The 12292-nt window shown below is 40.1% G+C and carries 15 protein-coding genes; 3 read left to right on the top strand and 12 right to left on the bottom strand.

Features of this window, described 5'->3' with window-relative positions; all coding sequences use genetic code 11:
* The first annotated feature begins 36 nt into the window (after nt 1-36).
* Nucleotides 37-1995 (top strand): acetyl/propionyl/methylcrotonyl-CoA carboxylase subunit alpha, encoded by a 1959-nt coding sequence (locus F909_RS12610; protein WP_005149670.1) that lies wholly within the window; start codon nt 37-39, stop codon nt 1993-1995.
* Nucleotides 1996-2026: 31 nt separating this feature from the next.
* On the opposite strand, the gene F909_RS12605 is transcribed toward F909_RS12610, so the two are convergent.
* The 10 genes from F909_RS12605 to F909_RS12560 form a co-directional block, all read right to left on the bottom strand.
* Nucleotides 2027-2500 (bottom strand): hypothetical protein, encoded by a 474-nt coding sequence (locus F909_RS12605; RefSeq protein ID WP_005149671.1) that lies wholly within the window; start codon nt 2498-2500, stop codon nt 2027-2029.
* 126 nt (nt 2501-2626) lie between these two features.
* Nucleotides 2627-3553: a lipase secretion chaperone gene (locus F909_RS12600; protein ID WP_005149672.1), complete on the bottom strand. Its 927-nt coding sequence runs from the start codon at nt 3551-3553 to the stop codon at nt 2627-2629.
* Nucleotides 3554-3566: 13 nt separating this feature from the next.
* The gene (locus F909_RS12595) at nt 3567-4910 is read right to left on the bottom strand and encodes a sphingomyelin phosphodiesterase (protein ID WP_005149673.1); all 1344 of its coding nucleotides are present in this window, start codon (nt 4908-4910) and stop codon (nt 3567-3569) included.
* A gap of 356 nt (nt 4911-5266) precedes the next feature.
* Nucleotides 5267-5686, bottom strand: a complete 420-nt coding sequence (locus F909_RS12590) for a roadblock/LC7 domain-containing protein (protein ID WP_005149675.1) — start codon at nt 5684-5686, stop codon at nt 5267-5269.
* A gap of 22 nt (nt 5687-5708) precedes the next feature.
* Nucleotides 5709-6251 carry a GTP-binding protein gene (locus tag F909_RS12585; RefSeq protein WP_005149677.1) on the bottom strand — a complete coding sequence of 181 codons (543 nt, stop codon included), beginning with the start codon at nt 6249-6251 and terminating at the stop codon, nt 5709-5711.
* 8 nt (nt 6252-6259) lie between these two features.
* A complete protein-coding gene (locus F909_RS12580; protein WP_005149679.1) occupies nt 6260-7228 on the bottom strand; it encodes a hypothetical protein in 969 nt (322 codons plus the stop codon).
* A gap of 163 nt (nt 7229-7391) precedes the next feature.
* A complete protein-coding gene (locus F909_RS12575) occupies nt 7392-7751 on the bottom strand; it encodes a roadblock/LC7 domain-containing protein (RefSeq protein WP_005149681.1) in 360 nt (119 codons plus the stop codon).
* Nucleotides 7752-8138: 387 nt separating this feature from the next.
* On the bottom strand, nt 8139-8804 hold the full coding sequence (locus tag F909_RS12570) for a hypothetical protein (protein ID WP_005149683.1): 666 nt from the start codon (nt 8802-8804) through the stop codon (nt 8139-8141).
* Nucleotides 8805-8819: 15 nt separating this feature from the next.
* A complete protein-coding gene (locus tag F909_RS12565; RefSeq protein WP_005149684.1) occupies nt 8820-9245 on the bottom strand; it encodes a ClpXP protease specificity-enhancing factor in 426 nt (141 codons plus the stop codon).
* 14 nt (nt 9246-9259) lie between these two features.
* On the bottom strand, nt 9260-9919 hold the full coding sequence (locus tag F909_RS12560) for a glutathione S-transferase N-terminal domain-containing protein (RefSeq protein WP_005149686.1): 660 nt from the start codon (nt 9917-9919) through the stop codon (nt 9260-9262).
* Nucleotides 9920-10046: 127 nt separating this feature from the next.
* Between F909_RS12560 and F909_RS12555 the strand changes: the two genes are divergently transcribed.
* Entirely contained in the window at nt 10047-10445 is a 399-nt protein-coding gene (locus tag F909_RS12555) for a hypothetical protein (protein WP_005149688.1), read from the top strand.
* Between the two features lie 64 nt (nt 10446-10509).
* Here F909_RS12555 and rpsI read toward each other — a convergent pair whose 3' ends face one another.
* Complete coding sequence (rpsI, locus tag F909_RS12550) at nt 10510-10896, bottom strand: 30S ribosomal protein S9 (protein WP_004775642.1); 387 nt, start codon at nt 10894-10896, stop codon at nt 10510-10512.
* A 12-nt stretch (nt 10897-10908) separates the two neighbouring features.
* The gene (rplM, locus tag F909_RS12545; RefSeq protein WP_004802631.1) at nt 10909-11337 is read right to left on the bottom strand and encodes a 50S ribosomal protein L13; all 429 of its coding nucleotides are present in this window, start codon (nt 11335-11337) and stop codon (nt 10909-10911) included.
* A gap of 267 nt (nt 11338-11604) precedes the next feature.
* On the opposite strand from rplM, the gene F909_RS12540 reads away from it, so the two are divergent.
* Nucleotides 11605-12234 carry a hypothetical protein gene (locus F909_RS12540; protein ID WP_005149691.1) on the top strand — a complete coding sequence of 210 codons (630 nt, stop codon included), beginning with the start codon at nt 11605-11607 and terminating at the stop codon, nt 12232-12234.
* Nucleotides 12235-12292 lie beyond the last annotated feature (58 nt).

Consider the following 12292-nt stretch of genomic DNA (forward strand, 5'->3'; position numbering starts at 1 on the left):
AAACCATATGAATACGGTGCTTTGAGGGATTAAATAATGAAATTTTCAAAAGTGTTAGTGGCAAACCGTGGTGAAATCGCCGTTCGTGTCATGCAAACGGCTAAAGCAATGGGTTATCAAACGGTTGCCGTGTATTCAGATGCCGATAGCAATGCACGCTATGTCCAGTTGGCAGATGAGGCGGTTTATATCGGTCTATCTAAAGTTTCAGAATCCTATTTATCGATTGCCAATATTATTGAAGCCTGCCAAAAGACAGGTGCGGATGCGGTGCATCCCGGTTATGGTTTCTTGTCTGAAAATACTGACTTTGCTCAGGCTTGTCTTGATCATGGCATTACCTTTATTGGGCCAACAGCTGCTGCCATCGAATTAATGGGCAGCAAGCGCCTGTCTAAAATTGCCATGATTCAAGCTGGAGTACCTTGTGTGCCCGGTTATGAAGGAGATCAGCAAGATATTGATTATCTAGCTGAACAAGCTGAGTCTATTGGTTATCCTTTGATGGTTAAGGCATCGGCTGGCGGCGGTGGACGCGGCATGCGTTTGGTTCATCAGGCTTCAGATGTGCTAGATGCCTTAAAAACAGCACGTTCAGAGGCAGAAAATGCCTTTGGTTCAGGTGAGCTGATTTTAGAGAAAGCCGTGATTGCCCCACGTCATGTCGAGATTCAGGTCTTTGGTGATACACATGGCAATTATGTGTATTTGTTTGAACGTGATTGTTCAATTCAGCGTCGTCATCAAAAGGTGGTCGAAGAAGCCCCTTGTCCTGTGATGACGCCTGAACTTCGTCAGAAAATGGGCGAGGCAGCCGTTGCAGCAGCACGGGCTTGTGATTATATCGGGGCAGGTACAGTGGAGTTTTTGCTGGATCAATCGGGTGAATTTTATTTTCTGGAAATGAATACCCGCTTGCAAGTCGAGCATCCTGTCACGGAAATGATTACAGGGCTAGATTTAGTAGAGTGGCAGCTTCGTGTTGCCAATGGTGAAACTTTAGCTTTGCAGCAACATGAATTGAAACTAAATGGTCATGCGATTGAAGTCCGTCTTTATGCCGAAGATCCGCGGCAGGATTTCTTGCCACAAACAGGTAAAGTGCTTCGTTGGCAACCCGCTGGTGCTGATGGTATGTTGCAGAATGTCCGTATTGATCACGGCATGTTAGAACAAGGTGAAATTAGTCCGTTCTATGATCCGATGGTGGCCAAGGTCATTGCTTATGGCAAGACCCGTCAGGATGCGATTCGGCTGCTCGCTCGCGCCGTTGATGATTGTGTCTTATTGGGTGTGAATAGTAATAAACAATTCTTGAGCAATTTATTACGACATCCGATTATTGTTGCTGGGGATACCAATACGGCCTTTATTCAGCAGCATTTTCAGGATGATATTAGCCTACATCAACAAACCTTAAAGATTGAAACGCTTGCGGTGGCAGCAGCATTATTCACTCAACAAAATCAGCAGCGCGTTGCTTGGCAAACGGGTGTTGGCATGCCATTTCCACTGAAACTGAAATATGCAGACCAACAGTTATTGTTACATGTACAAAATGATCAACAGCAGGTTAAAGTTGAGTTATGCGACCAACAGGCAACGATCAAGATTGTGAATATTAGCGATGTGGATATCATTTATAGTTGTGAAGGTGTTCGTCGTAAGCTCGCGTATGTGATTGATCAAGATCAGCTGTATTTAGATGCAGACAATGGCAATGTAGTGATTGAAAATATGACTTATGCAGCTCCAGAAGTCGCAGAAGTTGTAGGGGACGGAAAAATTCGTGCGCCGATGGATGGAGCTATTGTGAACCTATTGGTCAATGTTGGTGATCAGGTGGTGAAAGGACAAACATTGTTAGTTCTCGAAGCCATGAAAATTCAGCAACAGATCAAATCCGATGTCGATGGTGTGGTCGAGGAACTGATCGGTCAGGTTGGGCAGCAGGTGAAAAAACGCCAATTGCTGTTAAATCTAAATATGGCATAGTTGCCTATGGTAGCAACTAAAAAGCGAGGTTTTATGCCTCGCTTTTTAGTAAGCTCAATACAGCTTCTAAGGAATGTTGATGGTTCCCTTGTAATTCCTGCGTTGCAAATTCAGCTAAGGCTTGTTCATGCGCTAACAAATAGTGGAGAAAGTCTTGTGTGTTGGCATCTGCGTGTTGCTGCATCCGCTCAAAAGTTGCCATAAAAGGTTGTGTGCCTTGCTTCAGTAAATGCATGGCCAGTTTCCAAGGCAGTTTGGCCATGGCAATCCCTGATGCTTTAGCTTGCAACTTAATGTGTGGTCGAATTGAAGCAGTGTGACCATGTTGCAGTAAGAAGCGTTGTAATTTCTGTAAGGTCTGAGTTTCCAGTTTGGCTAAGGTTTGCCATTTTTGCTGCTGTTCGATTGAACGTGCATGTTTAGCAGCATTGAGAAAAATCAGTTCACCGAGTATTTCTGATCCGAGTGCAGTATTCAGATCTTGTTGATATTGTGGGTAATGCATTCCTTTGATTTCCATGAATAAGAGTCGATTGAACTGTAGTAAGTTGACTCATTATAAATAGCATAAAAACTGTGCAAGACAAGTACTTAACCATCTATGTCGGTTATATAGATGGTTGAAGCGAAATCAAGGAAACATTTTTAAGCGCAAATTCTCTAAACGGCTTTGATACTGCTTTTGCCATTCTGTGTCTGAGAGTTGTGCTTTTAATGGTTCCATCTCTTTTTGCAGCTGCTGCAAGGCTTGTTGGTATTGATCGACTTGCTGCTGTTGCAGAGCTTCACGTCGTTCTCTTTGCTGAACCTCTTGGCGTTCCTGTTCTGTCAAATATTGCTGTTGCAATTTCTGCTTGATCCGTTCAATTTCAGCAGGATTTTGTTGGCCTTGTTTAATCAGATTCAATGCTTGTTCATATTGCCCGATCTTGTTTTCTTGTTGAGTTGTATCAGGATACTGTTTTTGTAGCTCTTCAAAGGCTTTTAAACGTTGTTCAGCACTAAGTTTTTGATTCTGAGCCAAATCATTGTAGGCAAAACGATAATCCGCATACTGGCGTTCTTGCCCAAAACCAAGCATTGTCTCTGCTTGTCCCAAAGTCTGCTCTCTCAGTTTCCACAAAGCATCAAAGCGTTCTTTTGGCGATAAAGCGGTTGATAGCACTGTACTTTGCATACGTTGTTCATACTCAGGCAAACGTTTGAGTAGATTCGCGACCAGTTGTGCAAATTTCTGATCCGGATAATTGGCCAAGGCTTTTGCCAAAGCAGAATTACAGTCAGAGACAGGGCAGTTGGCCTTAAAGTCATTGAGAAACTCAGTGATATTGCCAGGTTGTTGTTGTAACTTTTTGAGTTGTTTCAACAGCGAGTCCTGAAAAATTTCATCCTTGTTTTTATGGGGCATGTTGTCATCACTCATCTGTATCGATGCATTCGGAGATACTGTGGATCTGGTGTGCTGGATTGCAGCGGAAGAGGCGGTGCTCTTCCAGACTACAATCGCAACCAAGACCACGACAACAATAACAATTGTCAGCAATAGTCTTTTATTCATACCGCCTTCCGTTTTATGGGTTGTAATTAAATTGTCCCATCACAGGGAAGTGATCTGAGAGATCCCATGTCATGTACAGTGGGTCAGCCGTAGTACGCAAGATACGAACATCATTACGCGCCTGAGTAGGCTGGCGATGGTTATTCGATGCTACGATATAGTCTAAATATTCAACGGTTGAACCACCAGAACCTGCTGCTCCTGCCAATTTATTCACACGTGGGTCAAAGGTCGACGCGGTATAGCCTGTGCTCGTTGCTGCTGTGGCATTCAGATTGGTCAACATGTCTTGATAGTCTTGCGGCCAAAGTAATTTATTCACATTAAAATCGCCACCCATTAATACGGCATCAAAACTTGGAATATTTTGTTGATTGACCAATTGGCGGATTTGTTTGAACTGAACTTGACGCAGGGCACGAGCTTCATCGGTATCAAATGAGGCGGTATGCGTTGAAGTCACATGATAAGCCTTACCATTTTTAATAATTTCGGCATACAGTACACCTTTATCGGCGAAGCAATCGGTGCCTGTACAATCTGGATATATCAATTGAGCAGTTTTCGCGATTGGATAACGGCTGACAATCACCAGACCGCTGTCAAACAAGTTATAGCCAGAACCGACAGGAATATGAGTTTGATAAGGATATTGTTGTGCCAGTTGATTCAACATGCCTGTACGCGATGATGCAAATGCTTCCTGCATCATAATTACATCATAGCCATTTAGATGATTTGGCAATTCAGCCAAACGTTCGTTGATTTTACTCGCGACCATTGGCAGCGCATAAATATTATAAGTCAGGACTTTGAGTTCATCGGCACTGGCTGAAACAGGCTCTTGTACCGTGTTTTGATGAATAGTGTAGTGGAAGTCATCATAACCGCCTGTATATTCAGCTTTTACTGCTGCCTGAGCGGATAAGCCTGCATAAGTGGTATTGATACGATGAACATTACGATCTGAATACCATGGGGATGTGGTGGTCGTCGTTTGAATACCGTGCTGAATATTACTGCCCGACCAAGTTCCCGTCATGGTTTGTTTTAGGGTGACTTGTGAATTGCCACTGCTGAGAACAGTATCAAAGTTATAGGTTTTACCTGATTTTATTCCTGTATAACGGTTGATACGTAATACCCGTTTGGTCTCGTATGGTGCAAGTTGAGTCGCTTCCTGCGCCCATTCATTGCCTTGCTGTAAGCTTGCCCCAGTTTGATTGATCTGTATCGATACGGTTTGTGGCGTGGTATTGGTCACGAACACATAGGAATCAGCCAAGGTCTGTTGGGTGGAAAAACCACTGATTAATAGCGCGACCCCTGCGCCTAGTTTTAAGCTCTTCAGCTTCATCTTTTATCTCTCCATAGTGCTTAATAATGTCAGAACAAATACAACCGCATATTGTTTAAATTATTCATTTGTGAAAATTTTGTGATTGTTATTTGTTCGAAAATTATAATAATGAAAAAATATTGCTAAATCATTTATATTGATGACCATTCATCTGATGTTTTTAAAAACAATATTTTATTCTGTATTTTTGGTTTATTTAGGTTTTTTTTAACAAAGAAGGACAGCTAATTAGTGAAATTCATAGCTTATTAAGATTCAAAAATGAAAATTGAAAAGTAAAGTATTATTATAGAAGTTATAAATGACAAAAATCTGACAAGCTTCTATGCCTGTCAGATTTTAGAGGTGAAAAATTAAGCTTGGTCTGCGTCGACAATGGCGCCACTGGCTTGCTTTAAGCTATAGAGCAGTTGTCCTAGTAGGACGTCTTTATTGCTTAAGGTTACCATCACCATTGGATGATGAGGGGCAGGAATTGAAGTAAGAATCGCTTTACCGTTCTCTGCATCCAAAGTAATACTCTGGCATCCCGTCAGCTGGATTTCATTGAGAAAAGCGGTGACCATTGCCAAGATTGAACTACTCACAGCCGCAAGTTTAGTGCTGTTATAGGGGTTTTTCTTGTAAATCGAGGCTAACTCAAATCCATCGGTAGAGCAGAGCATAATATAATCCACTCCTCGGATATTGGTTAAAATATCGTTGGCTTGAGCCTTTGCAAATTGAATCAGCTCTTTGGGTGCCGTACGTTGCTGACTGGGAATACTGAACATAATTCTTCTCTTTATAAAGTAATTAATTTGTTGCTTTTAAATTGACTTCTAATGCTGCAATGAGTGATTCAATCATCAGCAGAATATGCTCTTGTTTACGTGCATCGATAAAAAAAAGTGGATAGTTGTATTCATTTTGAATCAACCACTCACGATAAATAGTCGTGGGTTGTCCTTTATTTTCATCGACATGGGTGATACCAATGGAAATGTTCTGGGTATAGTCTTTAAAGGTATCTAAATAGCCCTCAAGCTCTTCAATGGGTACTTTACTATTGTGATCGACCAGTAGAATTACCCCCAATGCACCTTGGCAAATAACTGGCCAAATAAAATCAAAGCGTGACTGTCCAGGTGTGCCATATAAGCCAACTTTTACACCGTCATCTAATGTAATCTCGCCATAATCAATGCCCACCGTAGTTTGCATTTTATTATGAGCCTGACTATCTGTATTGAATGCTTCGGTTGCGAGGACAGGAATTTCTGAAAGCGATTTGATTGCTTCCGTTTTACCTGCGCCCATGCTTCCTGCAAAAACAATTTTGTATTGTTGGAGAATCATATCTATCCTTAAAGCCCAAAGCGGCGTCTAATCTTGCCAAAAAATTTATTTAAAAAGCCTTGTTGTTCAATTGTTTGCTCAGTAGTTTCTGTTTTTAAATAATGACTTTCTGAAGCAGGGATAATGCCACCATTGTCTGAAAGAATGCAGGCAGCGATAAATTGTTGAACCGTTTGAATAGGAAGTTTTAATTGTGTTGCAACTTGGTACAGTTGGGCTCCTTGTATAAAGCAAGCGGCAAGTAATAGAGTGGTTTTCCGCTCTGTGTTTTGCGCTGGCTGTGGCCAATATTCAATTTTGTAGTATTCATTTTCATTTGGCGCCAAGCGTTGGAACTCAAGCGAATGCCAAAATAGATTCCATAACCAATCATTTAAATTGTATTCAACCTTACGCGATACTTTGGTGAAGTTCGATGTCGTTGCGAACTCATATTTAAAGCTGTGGTTGGTTTGCGTATGGATACGCGTAGGTTCTAACCATGCAATTTGGCTGCGGGTGTCGATGATGGCTAGGGTGCCATGATCATCAAACAGGTGCAGTCGGGCATTTTCAGGATTTAACATGTCAGTTAAATACTTTGCATTGATCGCATTATGGGTGGAAACGGATTCAACTCTGGGCTGTTGGGCTTGTTGATGGGTGAGATAGCTTAAAAGGCGAAGATGAATCCAGTTTTTTAATGCATCAGTGTGCTGAAAAGGCAAATAAAGTGTATTGTGTTCTTCTATATGCTGTGTGCCTTCTCCTTTAGAAACTTTTAAGCAGGGAAGTTTTTTTTGTTCTAAAATTCGTTGAATACCTTCAGTATCAAAAAAGTTTTCATTTATTAATAATAAGTCGATATTTGGATCGGCAATATTGATCCAGTTAATGCCAAATTCATGAGGTATTGTTTTTCTAAGCTCTATTTTTAATTCATCTGAAACTTTTAAACTTATACCTGAAATTGCGATATTAATGCAATGTCCATTCATAGTATCACTTTAATGTTTTATAAAATATTGGACTGCACAGAATTAGTCTAATAATACTAAAGACTAATAATAGACTGCTTATATAACTCTTAATTTATTTTAAATAAATAAAATAAGAGTATATACAAGTAGTCTAATATATTAAATGTATTTAAATAGAGAGTTAAGCAAAGTCTAACTCTTTTTCAAATGTTTTTAATTCGTGACGAGCCATCGCTAAGTTAGATTTAGTGCGGTCTAATACAAGATAAAGGAACAGGTTGCCATTGCTTTCAAGTGGACGGATTAAGTGATATGCCTTACCAAGTGTGATGAGGATATCTTCAATATCATCATTAAGTTTCAGTGAGTTAGCTACACGGCGTTTTGCTCGAACAACTTCAGTATTACCTGCTGCTGCCAGTTCTAAATCAAGTGCCCCACCACCTTGAGTTGCTAGCGCTAAACCACTTTCTGTGTCTACTAAAGCTGCCGCAACGAACCCATCAATATTTGTTAAGCTTTCTAATGAAATTTTAGCCATGATTTTATCTCTACTAATACATCTTTGTTTATGAATTTATATATTTGCTACTTTTGTTTTTGATTAGTTTTCAAAAGTAGTTAATCTCATTATAGGAAACTCTTTTATTAAATCAATCATACTTTAAAATAATTGAAATGACAGGATTGCTAGTAATTGACAATTTTTGTCAAATAAACAAATAAAAATATTAATTAAGGATTGGATTTTGTTTTTATTGTATGTTAAGCACATTAATATTTGGGTTTGAAGGTATTTCTTGATTGTAAATAAATGTAAATTAATTTAATTAAAATAAGTTAATTAATATTTTAAGCGAGTTTAATTTTTTGGTAAGCCCCTGATAAAGAAAGTAAATCTACTTTCTTTATCATTTTATTGTGAGTCTTAGGCTGAAATTAATTGGCAATATGAACAATACAAAAAGAGCAAAATGACCAATGCCACAAAAGGAGAAACAATATACGCCCAAGCAGGAACTACAGGCGTTTCAACTTCAACTATTTCCTCATGATTATCATGTGCAGTTGGCTGTGATTGATGAACCATTTGATTGAATTCTTGCATGGTGGCTTCAAGCGATACTTCTTGCTGTATCACAGGCTTTGAACCAAGTAATTCTGTCAGTTGATTGGTTGACCAGACCCAGTCTTCCGCTTGCCCCGATAGATGTTCAATTTGACCAACTAAAAGCTCTGTCAATCCTGTCTGTCCAAAGCTTCCTGTTTGGTCCAGTTGCTTCAATTCAGTCAACTGTAGCGTCAGTACATCAGAAAGGCTAGTTTCCAACTCCGAGGCTTTTAGCGTAGATTGATTATGGGCTGAGGTAGTGAGATGGCGAGCAACCTCTTGAATGTAAAGCGGATCAGCGGTTTGAACTTCTTGATACAGTTTTTGTGGATTTTGTTTCCATAGACTAATCAATTGCCCAAGTGCTAACACGTTCACTTCATCAATATACGCTTGTTTTTCTTTAGTAGAATATTGATTAAAAAGTTGTGGTTTTTGAATTTTAATTTGTTCAGAAAAGTATTGAACTAAGTCAAATGCCATCTCGTCTATCCTCGCTTAATCTAAAATTCTTAGTGAAGGTTTCTTTTTAGTTGGTTCAGCGTCTTGCTTACCTTCATCCACTGGAGGAGCGGTTGTATCTTCGATTTCTGCATATTCAGAAGCATCGAAGAATAAACCTTGTCCATTTTCTCTTGCATAAATCCCTAATACAGCACGAATAGGCACATAAATTTCTTTTGCAACACCACCAAATCGAGCCGAGAAGGTAATTGCGTCATTGCTCATATGGAATTGATGAATGGCATGTGGTGCAAGATTTAAGACAATTTGTCCATCTTTGACAAATTGTAATGGAACATCAGTATGGGGTTGCGTTGCATCAACCAATAAATAAGGGGTCAGCTGGTTATCGCAAATCCATTCATAAATGGCACGAGCAAGATAGGGGCGTGTAGGCGTAAAAGTTATTTGCTCAGACATAATTGAAAAACTTATTAAATCGTTGAAATCAATTCATTGTAGCTGTTTTTTTCTTGAGCTGTCATTGATTTAATGAAAGATGGTCGGCTAAAGATACGATGACAATACAAGAATATAGGCCGACAGTGCTGTGCAGGTAATTCAATCCCCATACTTTTTAGACGTAGAAAGATCGGGGCCAACATACAATCAAGGATTGAAAATGTTTCCGACATGAAAAATGGGAAATGCTGAAAGAGTGGAGTCAGTGAAATCAACGTATCTCTTAGTTCTTTCTGAGCCTTTTGTTTTTGTTTGGGATCCAGCGTATCTGTGTGCCTCAACATGTGATCGGCCAATTTGAACCAATCTTGTTCAAAGCGCCAAATATATTGACGTTGTTCTGCTCGTGCCATCGGTGCATCGGCATAGAGTTTATTTTGGCGATAACGATCATCTAAATATTCAGAAATAACATTGGCTGAAAAAAGTTTCAGGTTTTGTTCAATCAACATGGGAAGTTGGTTATAGGGATTCAGGTCTGCCAAATCCTCATCTTCATGGTCGGTGAGAATAAGATGGTATTTGATTTGTTTTTCAGCCAGTAAAAAACGGATCCAGTGTGAGCGGAAATCGTCTGCATGACTATAAAGCGTAATGCCTTGGACAGGGGTTGGGGGATTTTCTAAAGACATAAGTCCAAAAAATTATGGTTGACTGTTTAGAATACTAAAATTAACGTGGGAAATCACTTAAAGCTGAACAATATCATTGTTACAGAATAGATTTATGATTCAATAAGTTCAAAGAGAGAAAAATACAATGAAGCCAGATTACCTGATTGTTTTATGTGGAGCGTTGTTACTGGGTGGTTGTGCTAGCTCACCGACGGGGTCGGGGCAGGGCAATGTCTCATCAGTTGAGAGTGGGGCTGCTGCTGATGCAGTGGTTGCTGATGCGGCTGATGACGATAGTGGGCAACAGTATGGGGGGATCAAAAAACAATATGTTGTGAAAGGTTGTCGGGTCACTATTTATAATGATGGTCCAATCCAGATGGTTCATGAAAAAACAGGTCAACCGTGTAATGCACCGATCCCGAAAGATCATCAATTTTCCAAAGTGAGCAAGACCTATACTCAGAATGGCTGTAAGATCACAGAATTTTCTTCTGCCGATGGCACGGGTGATGCAGTGATGGATTGTTCTAAAAAGAAATAACGATCAGTGAGTAATAAAAAAACCTCGGAAAATTCCGAGGTTTTTTGTCCAATTCGTAAAACGATTAACGTTTAGAGAATTGAGGACGTTTACGAGCTTTACGTAAACCAAGTTTCTTACGTTCAACTTCACGAGCATCACGAGTAACGAAACCAGCTTGACGAAGAGCAGGTTTTAAGTTTTCGTCAGCAGCGATCAATGCACGAGTAATACCGTGACGGATTGCGCCTGCTTGACCACCAATACCACCACCTTTAACAGTGATGTAAAGGTCAAATTTTTCAGTAACTTCTAAAAGCTCTAAAGGCTGACGCACAACCATACGAGCAGTTTCACGACCGAAATATTGCTCAAGCGTACGGTTGTTAATTACGAGTTTACCTGTACCAGCTGATAAGAAAACACGTGCAGTTGCGGTCTTACGGCGACCTGTACCATAATTAGTAGCCATGTGCTGTATCCCTTAGATGTCCAAAACTTGTGGCTGTTGAGCAGTATGAGGATGCTCAGTACCAGCGTACACTTTCATTTTTTTGATCATTGCATAACCAAGAGGACCTTTTGGTAACATACCTTTAACAGCTTTTTCTAAAACTGCTTCAGGTTTGTGAGCAATTAACTTCTCGAAGTTAGTCTCACGGATACCACCAGGGAAACCAGTATGGCGATAATATTTCTTATCAAGCGCTTTTTTACCAGTCACTTGAACGTGTTCAGCATTGATCACAACGATGTAGTCGCCAGTGTCAACGTGAGGAGTATAAGAAGTTTTGTGCTTACCGCGTAAACGACGAGCGATTTCAGTCGCAAGGCGACCTAAAGTTTTGCCAGAAGCATCAACAACATACCAGTCGTGTTGAACTTCAGCTGGCTTAGCGCTGAGAGTTTTCATTTAAACCACTACCTATTATAGTTGGTTTGGACGGTGAAATCTGTCCAAACAAAAGGAGACCGAATTCTACATGGATTTATAAAAATGCACAAGAAAAAATCACCTGAAAGGTCATAAAATGCTGCAATGTGACTGAATTTGTAAGTAAGACGACTTTTATTTCAGGCAACATTATTTGCCTTGTGAGGGGGAGGGATTTGCCCTATTATTTTTTTAGCAAATATTTGAAATAAATAGAAGTATTAACCTCTTCTCTTGGGGAATTTGATGAAGTTGTCGTTTTCTACAAAAATTGTTGTAGTTACATTATTGATAGGTGTTTGTTCTACACAGACAAATGCACGACGGCTTTATAAGTGGGTAGATCAAACGAGTGTTACTAATTATTCCGAGTTTCAACCCAAAGAAGGGACCAGCCGTAAGTTAGAAGTTTTGGAAAGTCGAGGTAATGATCACGTTGACCCAGCAATGGTAGTGACAGCTGAGATGAAAGCAATCGAGATTCCTGTCGATCAACTCAATCTTCAGGGGCAGGCCTCGCACATAACAGTACAGCCTGTTCAGCAACCGACGACACAAACTGTGGTGAAACAAGGGGCAATTGCAGCACCTTATACTCGGCCTGTAAGTACTGTGCCTGCAACACCTGTGATGGAGAAGAGGGAGTCTCCGATTGCACAGCCTGTTCAGGTTGCAGAAAAGAAAGATGTAGTTAGTAATCCATTGATAGAAAAAGCCGCAAGTAGTGTTGTCGTCGCAGAGAGAAAAGAAGAAGTCGCTGTGGTACAGCCTGAGAAAAAAGTACAGCCAAAGATTAATCCTTGGACACGTAAGGTGGAGTTTGTACCATCGAATTTAGTTCCACAGAACTTACCGAAAGTTTCAGCAACGCCCTAAAGTATTTGAATTATTAAAAATGAAGCACTATAGCTGTTCTGAGATTTTGGTTACACTA

This window comes from Acinetobacter sp. ANC 3929, assembly GCF_000369405.1.
Classification (GTDB): domain Bacteria; phylum Pseudomonadota; class Gammaproteobacteria; order Pseudomonadales; family Moraxellaceae; genus Acinetobacter.

Excerpts from the sequence above, each read along its gene's own strand:
- F909_RS12610 (WP_005149670.1), top strand. The coding sequence starts at position 37 with ATGAAATTTTCAAAAGTGTTAGTGGCAAACCGTGGTGAAATCGCCGTT.
- F909_RS12605 (WP_005149671.1), bottom strand. The coding sequence starts at position 2,500 with ATGCATTACCCACAATATCAACAAGATCTGAATACTGCACTCGGATCA.
- F909_RS12600 (WP_005149672.1), bottom strand. The coding sequence starts at position 3,553 with ATGAATAAAAGACTATTGCTGACAATTGTTATTGTTGTCGTGGTCTTG.
- F909_RS12595 (WP_005149673.1), bottom strand. The coding sequence starts at position 4,910 with ATGAAGCTGAAGAGCTTAAAACTAGGCGCAGGGGTCGCGCTATTAATC.
- F909_RS12590 (WP_005149675.1), bottom strand. The coding sequence starts at position 5,686 with ATGTTCAGTATTCCCAGTCAGCAACGTACGGCACCCAAAGAGCTGATT.
- F909_RS12585 (WP_005149677.1), bottom strand. The coding sequence starts at position 6,251 with ATGATTCTCCAACAATACAAAATTGTTTTTGCAGGAAGCATGGGCGCA.
- F909_RS12580 (WP_005149679.1), bottom strand. The coding sequence starts at position 7,228 with ATGAATGGACATTGCATTAATATCGCAATTTCAGGTATAAGTTTAAAA.
- F909_RS12575 (WP_005149681.1), bottom strand. The coding sequence starts at position 7,751 with ATGGCTAAAATTTCATTAGAAAGCTTAACAAATATTGATGGGTTCGTT.
- F909_RS12570 (WP_005149683.1), bottom strand. The coding sequence starts at position 8,804 with ATGGCATTTGACTTAGTTCAATACTTTTCTGAACAAATTAAAATTCAA.
- F909_RS12565 (WP_005149684.1), bottom strand. The coding sequence starts at position 9,245 with ATGTCTGAGCAAATAACTTTTACGCCTACACGCCCCTATCTTGCTCGT.
- F909_RS12560 (WP_005149686.1), bottom strand. The coding sequence starts at position 9,919 with ATGTCTTTAGAAAATCCCCCAACCCCTGTCCAAGGCATTACGCTTTAT.
- F909_RS12555 (WP_005149688.1), top strand. The coding sequence starts at position 10,047 with ATGAAGCCAGATTACCTGATTGTTTTATGTGGAGCGTTGTTACTGGGT.
- rpsI (WP_004775642.1), bottom strand. The coding sequence starts at position 10,896 with ATGGCTACTAATTATGGTACAGGTCGCCGTAAGACCGCAACTGCACGT.
- rplM (WP_004802631.1), bottom strand. The coding sequence starts at position 11,337 with ATGAAAACTCTCAGCGCTAAGCCAGCTGAAGTTCAACACGACTGGTAT.
- F909_RS12540 (WP_005149691.1), top strand. The coding sequence starts at position 11,605 with ATGAAGTTGTCGTTTTCTACAAAAATTGTTGTAGTTACATTATTGATA.